Here is a 16,665-nt window from a genome sequence, read left to right on the forward strand (position 1 = left end):
CAACAACTTCATTGTCTAAGAATTTTATTCTCAGACAATGAATCAGAAAATTTAAAAACCGTACGAATCTTTAAGATCTGGATTGTTGGATACGAAAGGAATTATTTAAGATTTTCCAGATCTTTGAGATCTGGAAAATCTTTTACTTCTACAACAGTTCTATTTTCGGAACATTCGGAATCAATCCTTTTTCATATCCTAACTTGAAGAGCAGTTCCAGCGCCTGTTTCCCCTTCTCTCCCATATCAATCGTCAATTCGCTGACATACATCTTCACAAATTTTTCGCCAAGGGAATAATCAATACCTCTTCCCCATTTCATTGCGTAAGGGACAGATTCACTTTGGTGTGTATAACCATAATGGATGCTTTCTTTTAATCCTTTTGAGAGTTTTCGTGCTAACTCTTCACCAAGATCTTTTCGCACAACATCAAGCCCAAGCGGAAGCGGCAAGCCGTTCGTTTTTTTATCCCAGAATTCACCGAAATCTAAAATTTTGTTAAATCCTTCGGCTTGATACGTCAACTGACCTTCGTGAATCAGTAAGCCAGCATCAAATTCACCGCTGTTCACCCGGTCCATAATCTGATCGAACGGTACATCGACATTTTCGATCCCCTCGGTAAAAATTTTAAACAATAGCGTTGCAGTGGTAAGTTTACCAGGAGTGGCAACTCTTTTTCCCTTCAATTCCTCAAGTGTTTTATATTTTTTGGAAACAATGACCGGTCCGTATCCTTCACCCATGCTGGCACCGGTCACCATGATCCAATATTTATCGGCAACATAGGGAAATGTATGGGCTGAAATTGCCGTCACTTCCAGTTCCCCTTTCATCGCACGAACATTCAGAGATTGAATATCCTCAAGCATATGTTCGATCTTGATCCCTTCGAGTTTTACTTTTTCGCTTGCTAATCCATAAAACATAAATGCATCATCAGGATCTGGGCTATGTCCAACTTTTACGATTCGTTCAGTCATTATTACTTTACTCCGGAATAAATTGTGGCAATACCAAATGTAAGACGTTGTTCTCCGAGTGAAGAAAATCCAGCACTCTGAAGGCGGTGTAAAAAATCCTTCCCTTCCGGAAATTTCATGACCGTATCCGGAAGATATTGATACGCTTCTTTATCTTTTGAGATCAGGCGTCCGACAAATGGCAAAATATGTTTAAAATAAAAGAAATATAATTGTTTCAGTGGAAATGCTCGTGGACGGGAAAACTCCAAAACGACAATCTTTCCACCTGCACGCAATACTCGGTTCATCTCACAAAGACCTTTATCGAGATCTTCAAAATTTCGCGCCCCAAACGCAACAATTGCGGCGTCAAAACGATCTGAAGAGAATTTCAGATCCTCTGCTTCTCCGCTTTGCAGTTGAATTGTTTTGGTTAGATTCTTTTGGCTGATTTTTTTCCTGCCAACTTCAAGCATCGATTCCGATATATCAACACCAATAACCTCTTTCGGATGTAAGCGCATTGTAGCAATAGCAAAATCAGCCGTTCCAGTTGCGACATCCAAAATCCGCTCGGGATGATGAGCCAACAGCGTTTGAATTGCAGAGCGCCGCCAGTATAAATCTACTCCACCACTAAGAAGATGATTCAGAAGGTCGTAACGATAAGCGATTTTGTCAAAGAGAGAGCGAACGTATTCTTTTTGCATAACGGTGTTAATATACGAAAAGTTTGGTTATTGCGGAACGGGAAATTGATTATCGGAAAAACTCTTTCTATTTTATCCCCAATGAAAATATTCTTCGCAATTGTTATCTGCTGTTTGCAAATCGTCAGACCACAATCCCCTGAAAACGAACGATCGGATTCTCTTTTCCTGGGAATGCAGAAAAAAACGTTGATGACGTACGGCGTGGTGGCATATTCCGCCGCTTCATTTTATGTGGAATATAAATGGTGGTGGGAAGGAAACTATCACACCTTCAAACAAGAAAACGATGGATTTTGGAATAATTATAGTCTTGGTGTAGATAAGGTCGGGCATTTTTATACATCGTACCTCTATTTTCATGTTGCATATGATATCTTACGATTAGGATCGTTTGATGAAGAGACAACTCTGTGGATCGCTATTGCCTTTCCGGCATTTAATGCACTTTCCATAGAAATAGGAGACGGATTTTCAACGTATGCTTTTTCCAATTCCGATTTAATTGCAAATATGCTGGGATTGAGCTATGGTGTTCTGCAAAAAAAAATCTCTTTTTTCCAAAACTTTGCGTTTAAATGGAGTTATTATCCTTCCGGTGTTATCCCATTCGATGGAAAATTTAGAATCACCGACGATTACGATGGACATATTTATTGGTTGAGTTGTAATGTTCATAATTTGCTCCCAGAGAGTGTACAACCTTATTACCCCCGGTGGCTGTCTATTGCAGTCGGGTATGGAGGGAAAAATATTTCGGGAAGACCATCATGGATAGGGGCACCTATTTCCTCTTCGGGATCCGCCGCACGCAAATGGGCTATTAGCCTGGATTATAATCTTCTAGAAATTCCTCTTACAGGAGGGATATGGGATCCGATGAAATCACTCCTTAACCATTTTAAGTTCCCCGCCCCAGGAATAAAAAGTATTCAAGGACGACGGTCGGAATTTAAACCGTTGTTAATTAATTAATCATCTTGAATGGAAATGTTCTTGCGGCGCAATAGTTTTTGGAGTCCTCCCTTTTTCTTTTTGTCAACACGTTTTGTCTTTGACGAACGCGTTGGTTTTGTCGCGACTCGTTCTACCTCTTCCACTGCGGCATGAGCGATAATCCTTTTCAACTTATCAATAGCCAATTGTTTGTTTTGCCACTGACTGCGCGATTCTTGAGATACCACTCTCATCATGTCCGCAGAATCAACCCTATGTGCTAAGCGATGAAGAATTTGTAATTTTTTCTTTTCATCACACTGGATTTCACGCAGATCAATATGGAGTTCAACTTTTGTCGAAACTTTATTGACATTCTGTCCCCCTTTACCGCTGCTTCGTGAAAATTTAAAGGTCAGGGCAGAAATCGGGATCGTAATATGCTTATCGACGATAATATCTTCCATAAATGACAATACCGCCGTTACCGGCGGTATTTACGAATAAAAATAAATGCTCTTACAAAATTATTTATAAATGTTCTTTCTGAACAAACGCCACAACATCTTCTCCGCCATCTACGCCGATAACATTTCCGGAAATGAAGAATGCATCCTCGTGCGAAAGGAGAGAAATTGCTCTACTTACTGCGTCGGGTGTTGTAAGCCGCATTGCCGGATTTTTTGAACGTGCAATATCTAACATCTGTTCTGAACCGGGGATTTTTTTCAATGCTGCTGTTTCGGTAACACCCGCCATTATAGCGTTGCAGGTAATTCCTAATGGGCCAAGTTCAAGAGCAAGCTGACGGATGTATGATTCAGAGGCCGCTTTTGCAGCAGACACGGCGCCATAGTCCGGAAACTGTAAATGACCACCCGAACTGGTCATTGTATAAATTCTGCTTCCCTTTTTTAATAACCCTTTTCCATATGCTGCTTGAGTCCAATATACCAGTGCATTTGCCATCACATCCATAGTCATTTCAATCTGCGCTTGAGTCAGTTGATCTTTCGGATCTTTGGCAATAAATGGTTTCAAGGAACCAAATGCCAAGGAGTGCATCAATACTCTTACTTGAGCATCGGGAGCAGACATTTCTTTTGCCAGCAATGTCACAACTTCATTCCGCTTTTCAGCATCTGATGCATTAACATTAAAAAAGAGTGTCTTTACGCCATATGCTTCACAATCAGCTTTTACTTTTTCAGCATTAGGGATTGTCGCCGCACGATCAAAATGGACGCCGCAAATGTTCATACCATGCTTGGCTAGTTCCACTGCCGTTGCTCCGCCAAAGCCGCTGGAAGCTCCGAGAATTAGTGCCCAATCTGTGTTTTTATAACGATAATCTGATGCCACGATGTGTTTTCCTCATTAATAGTTAAGATTACGGTGTAAAAATACAAAGTTTTGGTAGATGAAACAAATTATTCTACTGTGACGCTTTTTGCAAGATTTCTCGGTTGATCAACATTACAACCCCGTTTTACAGCAATAAAATATGCCAACAATTGTAGTGGTATCACATTGATAATAGGAGAAAGCATATCAATTGTCTGCGGAACCACAATAATATGATCTGCCAGGGATTTAATCTGAGGATCAACTTCATTTGCAATCGCAATAACTTTTCCTTTTCGTGCTTTCACCTCTTGCATATTCGAAATAATTTTATCGTATGTTCCATCCTTTGGCGCAATAACAACAACCGGCATATTTTCATCGATCAACGCAATAGGACCATGTTTCATTTCTGCCGCCGGATACCCTTCAGCGTGAATGTATGAAATTTCTTTCAGTTTTAATGCCCCTTCTAATGCAACAGGGAAATTCAAACCTCGACCAAGATAGAGGAAGTTATTGGAGTTTTTAAATTCCTCTGCTATCGATTCAATATGTGAAGTCTCTTTTAGTATCTGCTGGATTTTATTGGGGAGGTCGAGTAATTCTTTACACATCGACAATGCAATCTCATCGGAAATCGTTCGGCGTTGTCGAGCAATCAATAACGTGATCAACGAAAGGACAACGAGTTGTGATGTGAACGCCTTTGTGGATGCGACACCGATTTCGGGGCCCGCATGAATGTAAACGCCACTTTGACTTTCACGTGCGATTGTACTTCCTACGACATTACAAATCCCTAGAACCGTAGCCCCTTTCTTCCTCGCTTCACGCAGCGCAGCAAGTGTATCCGCGGTTTCACCGCTTTGAGAGATCAAAAACAAAACATCAGTCGGTTTAATGATTGGATTTCGATAGCGGAATTCAGAAGCATATTCCACTTCTACCGGAACCTTTGCATACTGCTCAAGCATATATTCGCCAACAAGTCCGGCATGCCACGAAGTTCCACAAGCTGTGATAATAATTCTCTGAGCATTTTCCAGCAGCAGCATAACATCGTTGAGTCCGCTTAATTTTGCATTTCCTTCATTCAGCAACACACGTCCCCGCATGGAATTGCGAATTGTTTCAGGCTGTTCCATAATCTCTTTTAACATGAAATGATCAAAACCGCCTTTTTCAATCTCTTCAATATCAAACGTTACTTCGTGAATCTGTTTAATTTTTTCAATATTGTCTATCGTTCTTGTTTCAAAGTTTTGACTTGTCAGAACGGCAATTTCACCGTCTTCTAAATAAACCACTTGTCTGGTATAAGGAATAATGGCTGCCGCATCTGATGCGACAAAATGTTCATTTTCCCCAACACCAATAATCAATGGACTTCCTTTTCGTGCGACAATAATTTTATCAGGTTCTTGAGATGAGATAACCGCAATTCCATACGTCCCTTCTACCTGGCGCAGTGCAAGACGAACAGCAGTTTCAAGATCTCCGGAAGATTTCTTCATCTCCTCAATAAGGTGTACCAACGCTTCTGTATCAGTTGCAGACTTGAATTTGTAACCGAGTTTTTCAAGTTTCGTTTTAATGACTTGATAATTCTCAATGATGCCGTTATGGATGATAGCAATCGTACCATCGTTGCTAATATGAGGATGAGAATTTACATCACTCGGTTCACCATGAGTTGCCCAACGAGTGTGTCCGATACCGATCGTTCCTGAATATTCTTTTATAGAAGCATTTTTTTCCAGCTCAGCTACTTTTCCCACTTTTTTTTGCACAAGTAATTTTCCGTCGCGAAGGATTGCCACACCGGCAGAATCATATCCTCTATATTCCAATCGTTTAAGACCTTCTATTAACATTGGCAGTGCATTTTTACTACCGATATAGCCAATAATCCCACACATAGTTTTTTCCCTTAATGTTTGATGCCGATAATTGTGAACATTCTTCCGGATTGTTTTCCATCCCGCCGGTGAGAGTGAAAAATAGTATTATGAATCGTACAATCTTCACTTACTTCAATATTGGAATTTGGGACGCCATTTTCAAGGAGTTGGAGTAGATTCGATTGTTTTACATCCAATAAAAACTTCCCGTTTGGTGAATCTGTAATACATTCATTAGGAAACTGGTATGCAACTTCTCTACCGACTTCATAACAACATTTTCCTGCCGAAGGGCCAATGAATGCAATAATGTCTATTGGATTAGTTTCAAAATCTCTTTTCATTTGATATAGCGTTTGTTCTACGATCCTGCCGGCAGCACCACGCCAACCTGCATGTATTCCGGCAACGATCGATTTTTTCTTATCATATAACATTACCGGAGTACAATCGGCTACACTAATGGAAAGGTAAAGGCTTCTTCTATTTGTGATTAATGCATCGCAATTTTCACTGATACCAGACCGGTCAACAGAAACAATATTGGTGGTATGCTGCTGACGTGTAAAAGCGACCTGTTCATGAGTGATGCCTAGCGCAGAAAAAAAACGTTTCCGATTTTCCAATACATTATCCGGATCGTCGTTAACATGATAGCTCAAATTCAATCCGAATTTGCCAGCACTGACTCCACCGCTATTGGTGCTCATTCCAAAAAGTATTTCAGGATATTGGGAAAATATTTTTGAACGGATAATATGCATCAATACAACATTATCTTTCCGTTGTTGTAAATTCCGATCGCTTTACCTTTCAAATGCCGTCCGTTAAACGGAGAGTTCTTCGATTTGGACTTGAATTTAGATATATCAACAATCCATTCAATACTTGGGTCGAAAAAGGTAAGATTTGCCAGTTCACCTTCACGCACTACAACTTCTTTCCCGACAATCTTACGAGGATTTGTTGAAAACTTTTCAATCAATTGAATCATACTCAGATATTTTTGATCTACAAGCTCCGAAATAGATAAACCGATTGCCGTCTCTAACCCAACAATGCCAAACGGAGCTTGTATGTAATCTACTTCTTTTTCGTCCAATGAGTGCGGCGCATGATCGGTTGCGATAACGTCGATAGTACCATCGTTCAGTCCTTTTTTAATTGCATCAATATCCGATTGAGTACGCAATGGAGGATTCATCTTCGTATTAGTATCGTAGGACCGAACAATCTCATCGGTAACAGTAAAATGATGTGGTGTAACTTCACACGTAACCTTAATTCCTTTTTTCTTTCCTTCACGGACAAGATCGACTGCCAATGCAGTACTCATATGACAAACGTGATATCGGGAATCGGTGTATTGTGCTAGCAGAAGATCACGAGCGATCATAATCTCCTCAGCTATTCCGGGTATCCCGGGCAAACCAAGTTCTGTTGAAACTCTTCCCTCGTTCATCACACCACCGTGTGCTAATTCGGGAATTTCGCAATGCTGCATGACGGGAACGTTATACATATTTGCATATTCCAAAGCCCTTCGCATAATCTTTGCATCGAACACAGGTGCTCCATCATCACTCAATCCAACCGCTCCTGCATGAACAAGTTCAGCAATAGGAGCAAGAGTCTTCCCTTGGCGCGCTTTACTGACCGACGCTATGGGAAAAACATCCACAATCCCATCATGGGCTTTTTTCCCTTGAGTCTTGATGAATGTAACGATTGATTCATCATCAATTGCAGGATTCGTATTGGGCATACAACAGACTGCCGTAAATCCGCCATACGCCGCCGAAAGAGTGCCTGTCTCGATTGTTTCCTTATGCTCATATCCAGGTTCACGCAGATGAACATGGATATCGATGAATCCCGGCGCAATAATTTTACCGTTTAGATCCACCACGGTGTATTCATTTGATGGAGAAATTTTCGATTTGATCGAATCAATTTTTCCATCAACGATGAGTATATCGACCACTTCATCTCGTTTCAACGATGGATCGATCAAACGACCTGATTGTAATAATATTTTTTCAGACATAGTATTCTTTCTTAATTATTCTGATGCACCGAGTAAATACAGTACTGCCATTCGAATGGCAACACCGTTCAACACTTGTTCCAGAATGACCGAATGAGGCCCGTCCGCAACATCGGCGGAAAGTTCTACATCTCGATTAATCGGTCCTGGATGCAGAATGGTGATCGGTCTATTCGCTTTATCTAATCGCTCTTTTGTGACACCAAAATAGCGATGGAATTCCCTCAGCGATGGGAAATATCCTCCCGCTTCACGTTCAAGCTGGATCCGCAAGACATTCAACGCATCAACTTTGGGAAGGATATCGTCGATATGATGATACACATCCACTCCAAGTTGCTCAATTCCACGAGGAATTAATGTTGCTGGGCCACAGACAGAAACTTTTGCACCCATTGTCTGCAAACCAAAGATGTTCGATCGTGCAACACGGCTGTGCAATACATCTCCTACGATACAGACATGAAGTCCATCTAATTTCCCAAACTTCTCCCGCAACGTGTACATGTCCAGCAATCCTTGAGTTGGATGTTCATGTTGCCCATCCCCTGCATTAATGATATTTGCATTGATGACTTTTGACAAAAAGTCGGCTGTCCCTGCAGCATTATGGCGAATCACCACCATATCAATCTTCATCGCTTCAATATTCCGCGCAGTATCTTTCAGCGTTTCCCCTTTGGTTACACTGGATGAAGATGCAGCAAAACTCAAAACGTCTGCAGAAAGACGGCGTTCAGCCAGTTCAAACGAAGTTCTTGTTCTGGTTGAATTTTCAAAGAAAAGATTAACAATAGTTTTCCCCTGCAAGGTTGGGACTTTTTTAATCGGGCGATTAAGAATTTCCTTAAAAGAAATTGCTGTATCCAAAATTTTTTCGATATCGGCTTGAGGCATTCCTTGTAATCGAAGTAAGTGACGGCTTGACAGTGACATTATTCATCTCCTCCTTCCTTCTCGGAAAGATACACCGAATCTTCACCATCAATCTCGGACATCATCACTTGAATTTGCTGACCATATGATGTCGGAATATTCTTCCCGACAAAGTCCGCTTTGATAGGCAATTGACGGTGCCCGCGATCAATCAGCACAGCCAGTTGAATGCTTGCGGGACGTCCGATATCCATAAGAGCATTGAGAGCAGAACGAACCGTTCTTCCGGTAAAAAGAACATCATCAACCAGAATGATATTCTTATTCGTTATATCATATAAAATATCTGTCGTCTTCAGTTGCGGCTGATGAATCTTACCGCGAAGATCATCTCGATAAAGAGTAATATCCAAACTGCCGATGGGAATTTGGACATTTTCCATTTGAGATATTTTTTGAGCTATGCGGTGTGCCAGAAAGTCGCCGCGAGTGCGGATTCCGACTATGCCAATAGTTTCGGCACCTTTATTACGCTCTAGAATTTCGTGGGATAATCGATTGACGGTTCGAACAAAACCTTTAGCATCAATAACGTTTTGTTTCACCATATAAAAAAACCTCCGATTCTCTGTAAAATATTGAGAAGGAGGTGCGTTTGTGCAGAGTATTTCATACGTGCTCCTTTCCTACCTCTCTGGATAGAATTAAAGGAAATAGTGGATTATTTCTCTCCTAAAATACCAAATCTTCAATTTTGATGCAACTAATTTGCCTGAAGTTGTCGCTGCCAATTCTCATCGTGTAATTCACTACGATGGGTGGAATGGAGCAGAATATAATCTGAAAATCCTGTTCGATCTCCAAAAATAAACGATACACCCCCTTGAATGGAGTTGTATGTCCAAATCTCGTACGGTTTTTTATCCAATTCATTTGCATGCCGTTCAACATCGTCAGGGGCACCATAAATAATATACACCCTACCTCTGTCGGTCTTCCATCCTTCGCGAAATCCTGTCTTATAATGCCCATTCGCAAATGTTACGCGTTTAAAATATTCTTGCCGCTGTTCGTTTTCCGGTGTTGCTCTATCATCATCTCGGTTAGTCCAAAAATCGAACAACGCTTTTCGCTTTGCTATAACCGTGTTATATCGTTTATATTGTTCAATTTCGCTCTTCGTAGCAATATACCTCGACTGTTCAAATTCTTTATCGATCTCCTGTTCACTCATAGTTGCAAATTCCGACGCATCAACATTACTGGAAACCGTATTGAGTGTGGTGTCGTTCGGGAGAGTGGGATTATAGACAAAAAATTTCTTTGATGTGGAATACTGCTTCAAATCAATGGAATCTGTGATGACATAGTGGAACGTATACACTCCAGTCCGAAGAGAATTCACTTTCATCATACCCACTTCCACATTTGAATCGTTGACTCGTCGTTTTGGTTTTTCATGATTGATTACTTCTTTACCAATCGCATTGGAAATGATCGCTTTGGTATAATAATAATCGGAAATGTTTTTCTTAAGATTATATGCTTCGATGTAGTAGAAAAGAACGGGCTGCTGAATACCAAACATTCTTGATGGATTCGGTTTCACCTCAAATGTATTTTTATAAAATCGATTGGTGGAATCCCGCTCGATCTGATTGATTGATGCTGCGAGTTCAACATCGCTTAAGGCAATTGTTTCCGTACTCGTCAATTTCACATCCAATAATACCGAAAGACTATCGCTGATAGCATTATTGTTTACATCTTTCACGACAATATAAGCGCGATAGACATCCGGAGGGAGATAGAATCCAAAAATGTCATTGTACATTCGCGAATTTTGAAGCATCGTCGTATCCGTAACACTAAATGGTACTCTCCATGCTTGACGCGCAACGATAGAATCATCCGCCGACCGTTTGAAAATGACACTCGCAATTACTTCACTTTGCAGATCCGTAGTTTTTCTTACGTACGTTAATAGCGAGACATCAAATCCATAATATACTTCAACATATACATGTTCATCATCGCCGCGAAATCGTGCAATATCATACTGCAACTTAAATTCAGGACGCTGTTGCGCATATAAGGAACATGCAAGCATGAACACAAACGATACTTTGGCAATAACTTTCATACAATCTCTCGTAAATAGTCTGACAATAATATATAACAATAAACTTTTGTCAATATACACATTGTATCACACAGAATCATTCATCTTTATCTTCAACAAACATCGACAGTATTCCAGAGAGGATCATGGAACAACCTCCCAGCAGAAGGGCATTGATAGCTTCGTTTTGAAGAAATGTGTGCATAATATATCCAAGAACTCCGGCAGCTGCAATCTGTGGGATAACAATGAAGAAATTAAAAATTCCCATATACACTCCCATTTTTTTAGGAGGAAGTGCGCCGGCAAGAATTGCATACGGCATAGAAAGGATACTCGCCCATGCCAAACCAATCCCAACCATTGAAATTAATAATATCTGCGGGTCGGAAATAATGTAAAATGACGCTAAACTGATTCCACCGATGACTAATGAGATCATGTGTACCGCGCGTCTGCTTGTCTTCCTGGCAATCACCGGTAGCACAAATGCGGCTATAGCGGCAAATCCATTATATGCCGCAAATAAAACACCGACCCAATCAGCACCTTGATTATATAATGGAGATGTAGGATCGCTGGTTTTATAGATGTGACTTGTTACGGCACTCGTTGTGTAAATCCACATACAAAAAAGTGCAAACCAGGAAAAAAATTGAACAACAGCCAGCTGCTTCATGGTTTTCGGCATCTCTTTGAAACTGACCATGATATCCTTCACCCCTGCAGCAAATCCTTTACTTTCATTTTTTTCTCGTTCAAATAATTCCAAATCGTGCGGCGGATATTCTTTGGTACGAAATACCGTCCAGCTGACTGCACTGATAAATGCCACTCCTCCCGCATAGAACGAATACACAACCGATGGTGGAATTTCACCACTCGGCGCACTGTTGCTGATGCCGAACCAGTTTGTAAAAATATAGGGAAGTGCCGATGCGATAATAGCACCAATTCCAATAAAAAAACTTTGTACTGCAAATCCTGTTGTTCGTTGCTCCGAGGGAAGCATATCGGCAACTAATGCTCGAAACGGTTCCATGGAAATATTGATCGATGCATCCATCACCCAAAGCATAAAAGCGGCAAACCATAACGCTGGAGAATTTGGCATTACAAATAGTGCAGCCGTGGCGAGAATAGCTCCGATAAGAAAATACGGACGCCTTCTTCCTAATCTCCCCCATGTCCTGTCGCTTAAATATCCAATAATCGGCTGTACAATTAAACCAGTAGTTGGAGCAGCGATCCACAGAATCGGAATATTGTCAATACTTGCGCCAAGCGTTTCAAAAATACGACTTACGTTGGCATTTTGAAGAGCGAAGCCAAATTGAATACCGAGGAATCCGAAGCTCATGTTCCAGATTTGCCAAAAATTTAAGCGGGGTTTTTCCATAGTACTACTCAAGATAGTGTTGCATGATGGAATGAAATAAACGTGTCAGTGTTGTTGTTACCCTTTCACGCTTCCGAGCGTGAGACCTGAAACAAGATATTTACTCAGTGCTAAGAAAAGTACAACTACCGGAACAGTAACGAGCATGGATGCTGCGCCGTATAATCCCCATTCAGTGCTCATATTCGATTCGAACGATTTTAATCCGATGGGAAGTGTCCACATATTCGTGTCCTGAAGAATTTGAGCGGCCACAACATACTCCGTCCACGAAGACATAAATGAAAATAGTGCTGTAATCACCAAAGCCGGTGCTGCCAGAGGGAGAACGATCATGTAAAATGTTTGTGATTGGCTGCATCCATCGATCCTCCCCGCTTCCTCAAGACTTGAGGGAATTGTATCGTAGTAACCTTTCATTTGCCAAACACAAAATGGTAATGCCGTTGCCGAATACATAATCATGATTCCCAAATAACTATTGATGAGTCCGAGATTGACCAGCATAATATACATCGGTAGCAATAACATTGTGGCTGGAAACATCTGAGTAACAAGCATACTCTGCATCGCCGCTTTTTTCCCGATGAATTTATACCGCGAAAAACCATACCCTGCGGTTGCTGCAAGAATAACACCCGTCAGTGTCACCGATGATGTGATCAAAAGACTGTTCCACATCCAATACAAAAAATCGGTCTTCACAAAAAGATTGATGTAATTATCAATGGTAGCATTATCGGGGATAATCTCAAGGGAGGTAGACAATAATCGATCCGACGGACGTAGCGAAACCGTTAACACTTGGGAAACCGGATAGATGGAAATAATACAAAAAATTACCAAAATGACGTACGACGAAGAAACACGGATCATTTTTTTGGTATTCGATTTATTCATAAATATTTCCCGAGTTTTTTAGATATTGAAATCAATATACCGCTTCCGTTACCTTCGTTTTTCTCATAAACACCACACTAAAAATAAGAAGGATAAAAAAGATGATCATGGAAAGAGCCGCGCCGTATCCATACCGATAAAAGTTAAATGCCGCCTTATACACAAATGAGACTAAAATGTGCGTGCTGTCCGAAGGTTCGCCGGCATTACTGACCAACCAGATAATATTCAAATTATTAAATGTCCAAATAGTACCCAATGTGATCGCCGGAACCATCACTGGTTTGATCAATGGAATTGTAATAGTCTTCAACTTATGATACCATGATGCGCCATCAATATCCGCAGCTTCGTACAGATCGTGAGGAATACTTTGCAGAGCGCCGAGGGCGATCACCATCATAAACGGAAAGCCGAGCCAGACATTTGTAATAATGGCGGCCATGAATGCCTCTGTCGGACTCCTGAGCCATTCAACTGCTGGTAGACCAATTTTCCCGAGCAATTGGTTGATGCTTCCATATTCATAATTGAACATTCCCCGCCACGTTAATGCAACAATCAGCTGAGGAACTGCCCATGGGAGAACCAAAATTGTTCTGAAGAGTCCTTTTCCGCGAATCTCTTTTTGATTCAATACCAATGCTAAAAACACTCCAACTACCACATGGAAAAATAGATTAACAACTGTCCATATCACCGTCTTAATGAAGATGACATAAAAATCGGGCTGCGAAGGTTCAGTAAACACTTTTGTATAATTTCTGAATCCGACAATTTCCCAATCACGGATGTGCCGCAAGTTCATGTTCGAAAGGGAGATGATAACATTATAGACGAACGGATAGACAACAACACCAAGAAGAATAACAAGAGCAGGAGCAACAAGGAAGAAGACAAATACCTTTTGACGAAGAGATTGATTCATGTTATTCGTTCATCTCCTTAATTCGTTGAACAGCTTGCATTTGCATATCGGTAGCAGCTTGTTCCGGTGTTTTCGAGCCGGCTAACACTGCTTGATAACTCGGCCGCATCGCATCCCAAATTGCCCGCAATTCCGGCACAACCGGCATAGGATTTCCGTGATCAATTTGAATCTGAGAATTGCGGAGAATTTCATTCGATTGCACAAATTCACTTTTGATGACATTTTTATTCGTCGGCATTGTAAAGAGTGTTTTGGTCGCTTCCATTTGATTTTCCTCCGAGGTAAGGTATCTAATCAATTCTATCACCCATTTTTTCTTTTCAGCGGTGATGTTGGCATTGATTGAAAATCCTTTCGGCGAGACCATTGTGCCAGACCAAATTCCGGTTGACGTTATCAGCGGAAGCGGTGCCACACCAATATCCAATCCTGCCTTTTGATATCCGGCCCAAGACCAATCTCCGTTAATAATCATTGCGGAGTGACCATCTTTGAACAACGCATCGGCGATATTGTAATCTGCTTCATTAGGAATAATTTTGTGTTTATCCCGAAGATCTCGGATGAACTTTAATCCATTCACCGTTCCCATCGTATTCAGTGTCGGTTGATCATTTTCATCCATAATCCAACCGCCAAATCCCATCATAAAAGGAATAAAAAAGAATGGCTCGGTGTAATTCCACCCTAATCCGTATTGATCTATCTTTCCATCTCCGTTAGTATCCTTGGTCAATGCTTTTCCAATGTCGATCAGTTCTTTCTCTGTTTTCGGTGGAGTTGAAATAAATTTTTTATTATAGACCAACGTAAGGTGATTGCCTATTTTGTCAGAAATTTTATATAAGTGTCCTTTGTAGTATGTCAATCCCTTAGGGTCGAATTGATCGAAGAACTGTTGATCGAAAAGAGAATCAAGAGGAAGAATAATGTCCATCACTTGGAAAGGACCGACTTGGTCAGATGGACCGTAAACAATTTCTGGTCCCTGCCCTGCTATAGCGGCGATAATAAATCCGGAGCGCAACTCTTCTGTTTCTTTAAACAACTGTTCAACTTTCACTTCGGGATGCAGTTCCATAAAGCGGTTCAGTTGTTTCTGAAGCACATCACGAACATCCGGTCGATCCTGATGCCAAATTGTAATGCGGACTCTTCCATCATCCTTCCTCCCGCATCCTGAAATAACTACTATACAGAGTGCAGCGATGGTAAGTATATTCTTCCAATCATTCATCATATTAATGCGAGGAGGTAAATGACTTCGGCGCCCCATCCGCTCCCCGTTGTTCCTTGACCAACAACCAAAAAAGCGCGGACAGAGCCAATGAAATTCCACTGATGATAAAAATGATGTTCTTATTTTCAGCATCGAGGATAAATTTACCGACAAGAAGACTGACTAATAATTGCGGCAATACAACAGAGAGATTAAATATTCCCATGAAAAAACCCATCCTGCTCTTATCAACTTTTTCGGACATGATCGCAAACGGTAAACTGACGATGGACGCCCACCCGATTCCGCAGATAGCCATAAACAAGTACATGGACATAGCTGTGCTTGCAAACGCAACGATTCCAAAGTATCCAAGAGACATAATCGCAACAGCAAGCATGTGCACTCGAACCCTGCCGATTTTTTCTGCAATCGGTTCAAGAACGAATGCAGGGAGAATAAATCCGACGGTATTGAGCACGGCAAACGAAATGGCAATAATCTGTCCTGACAATGCTGTTGCATCGGACGGTTCAATACCTGTCATCATTTTTTGCTGAATGAATGCGATGATGAAGACAAACATTGTCTGTACGCCAATCCACGAGAATCCATGCGCAATGTAAATTCTCCACAATTGACCCCATTCAGTCACAGTCTTTTGTGTTTGTTCTGTAGACGTTTCTACAATAAGTTCTTTTGCTTCGGTCACAAAGAACATCGGTACAACAGAGAAAAGGAACACCAAAACCACACCGACATTGATCAAAGAATAATTTCCTAATGTTGCACCGATAACATACGCCAGAACTCCGAAAAATCCTGAAATGGTTTGCATCCATGTATATCCTTTTGTGCGAGGATTTCCTTCAGGTGTAACATCGGCGATAATTGAGCGGGTAGGATTAAAACTGATGTTGATGGAAAGATCAAGCGTGAGAGCTACAATCACAGCAACAACAAGCAGATTTGCGATTCCAAGCATATTGCTGATCACGTCAATATTGGGGAGCGCTAGAAGCATAAGTGAGGCAAGCGTTCCCCCGATAAGGATAAACGGTCTTCTCCGTCCACCCCAAAACCATACTTTATCACTAATCAATCCAACAATTACCTGTCCAAATATTCCGGCCAGAGGTCCAGCAGCCCAAACAATTCCGACTTCGTGGATATCAAGATTATATTTGGTTGTCAACAGCCAACTGAGTGCAGAGATCTGTATCGACAGCGCAAATCCCATGGCTGTGGAAGGTAAACTGATAATGGCATAGAAGGTATTGCTGATGCGTTTCTGAATATCAAGCATACGG

The 16,665-nt window shown here is 41.2% G+C and carries 16 protein-coding genes; 1 reads left to right on the forward strand and 15 read right to left on the reverse strand.

What is annotated here, in order from left to right:
- Positions 1–148: 148 nt before the first annotated feature.
- Positions 149–985, reverse strand: coding sequence for an MqnA/MqnD/SBP family protein (locus WDA22_07815; protein ID MFA5833366.1), 837 nt, complete (start codon positions 983–985; stop codon positions 149–151).
- Positions 986–987: 2 nt separating this feature from the next.
- Positions 988–1,677 carry a bifunctional demethylmenaquinone methyltransferase/2-methoxy-6-polyprenyl-1,4-benzoquinol methylase UbiE gene (gene ubiE / locus WDA22_07820; GenBank protein MFA5833367.1) on the reverse strand — a complete coding sequence of 230 codons (690 nt, stop codon included), beginning with the start codon at positions 1,675–1,677 and terminating at the stop codon, positions 988–990.
- A gap of 81 nt (positions 1,678–1,758) precedes the next feature.
- On the opposite strand from ubiE, the gene WDA22_07825 reads away from it, so the two are divergent.
- The gene (locus WDA22_07825) at positions 1,759–2,652 is read left to right on the forward strand and encodes a DUF2279 domain-containing protein (protein ID MFA5833368.1); all 894 of its coding nucleotides are present in this window, start codon (positions 1,759–1,761) and stop codon (positions 2,650–2,652) included.
- Here WDA22_07825 and arfB read toward each other — a convergent pair.
- The 13 genes from arfB to WDA22_07890 form a co-directional block, all read right to left on the reverse strand.
- Positions 2,649–3,080 (reverse strand): alternative ribosome rescue aminoacyl-tRNA hydrolase ArfB, encoded by a 432-nt coding sequence (gene arfB / locus WDA22_07830; protein MFA5833369.1) that lies wholly within the window; start codon positions 3,078–3,080, stop codon positions 2,649–2,651. The genes WDA22_07825 and arfB overlap by 4 nt on opposite strands.
- A 64-nt stretch (positions 3,081–3,144) precedes the next feature.
- The gene (locus WDA22_07835) at positions 3,145–3,975 is read right to left on the reverse strand and encodes an SDR family oxidoreductase (GenBank protein ID MFA5833370.1); all 831 of its coding nucleotides are present in this window, start codon (positions 3,973–3,975) and stop codon (positions 3,145–3,147) included.
- 68 nt (positions 3,976–4,043) lie between these two features.
- Entirely contained in the window at positions 4,044–5,879 is a 1,836-nt protein-coding gene (glmS, locus tag WDA22_07840) for a glutamine--fructose-6-phosphate transaminase (isomerizing) (GenBank protein ID MFA5833371.1), read from the reverse strand.
- A gap of 11 nt (positions 5,880–5,890) precedes the next feature.
- On the reverse strand, positions 5,891–6,625 hold the full coding sequence (gene pgeF / locus WDA22_07845) for a peptidoglycan editing factor PgeF (GenBank protein MFA5833372.1): 735 nt from the start codon (positions 6,623–6,625) through the stop codon (positions 5,891–5,893).
- Positions 6,625–7,908: a dihydroorotase gene (locus WDA22_07850; protein MFA5833373.1), complete on the reverse strand. Its 1,284-nt coding sequence runs from the start codon at positions 7,906–7,908 to the stop codon at positions 6,625–6,627. The genes pgeF and WDA22_07850 overlap by 1 nt, the downstream gene beginning before the upstream one ends.
- A 15-nt stretch (positions 7,909–7,923) precedes the next feature.
- Positions 7,924–8,844 (reverse strand): aspartate carbamoyltransferase catalytic subunit, encoded by a 921-nt coding sequence (locus tag WDA22_07855; GenBank protein MFA5833374.1) that lies wholly within the window; start codon positions 8,842–8,844, stop codon positions 7,924–7,926.
- On the reverse strand, positions 8,844–9,392 hold the full coding sequence (gene pyrR / locus WDA22_07860; GenBank protein ID MFA5833375.1) for a bifunctional pyr operon transcriptional regulator/uracil phosphoribosyltransferase PyrR: 549 nt from the start codon (positions 9,390–9,392) through the stop codon (positions 8,844–8,846). Before pyrR ends, WDA22_07855 begins: the two co-directional genes overlap by 1 nt.
- A 155-nt stretch (positions 9,393–9,547) precedes the next feature.
- Positions 9,548–10,927 (reverse strand): GWxTD domain-containing protein, encoded by a 1,380-nt coding sequence (locus WDA22_07865; protein ID MFA5833376.1) that lies wholly within the window; start codon positions 10,925–10,927, stop codon positions 9,548–9,550.
- Positions 10,928–11,003: 76 nt separating this feature from the next.
- Positions 11,004–12,305 (reverse strand): MFS transporter, encoded by a 1,302-nt coding sequence (locus WDA22_07870; GenBank protein MFA5833377.1) that lies wholly within the window; start codon positions 12,303–12,305, stop codon positions 11,004–11,006.
- A gap of 57 nt (positions 12,306–12,362) precedes the next feature.
- A complete protein-coding gene (locus WDA22_07875) occupies positions 12,363–13,205 on the reverse strand; it encodes a sugar ABC transporter permease (protein MFA5833378.1) in 843 nt (280 codons plus the stop codon).
- Between the two features lie 31 nt (positions 13,206–13,236).
- A complete protein-coding gene (locus WDA22_07880; protein ID MFA5833379.1) occupies positions 13,237–14,133 on the reverse strand; it encodes a sugar ABC transporter permease in 897 nt (298 codons plus the stop codon).
- 1 nt (position 14,134) lies between these two features.
- Positions 14,135–15,412: an extracellular solute-binding protein gene (locus WDA22_07885; GenBank protein MFA5833380.1), complete on the reverse strand. Its 1,278-nt coding sequence runs from the start codon at positions 15,410–15,412 to the stop codon at positions 14,135–14,137.
- Positions 15,378–16,661 (reverse strand): MFS transporter, encoded by a 1,284-nt coding sequence (locus tag WDA22_07890; protein ID MFA5833381.1) that lies wholly within the window; start codon positions 16,659–16,661, stop codon positions 15,378–15,380. Before WDA22_07890 ends, WDA22_07885 begins: the two co-directional genes overlap by 35 nt.
- Between the last annotated feature and the right edge of the window lie 4 nt (positions 16,662–16,665).

The organism is Bacteroidota bacterium (assembly GCA_041658205.1).
Lineage (GTDB): Bacteria > Bacteroidota > Ignavibacteria > UBA10030 > UBA8401 > UBA8401.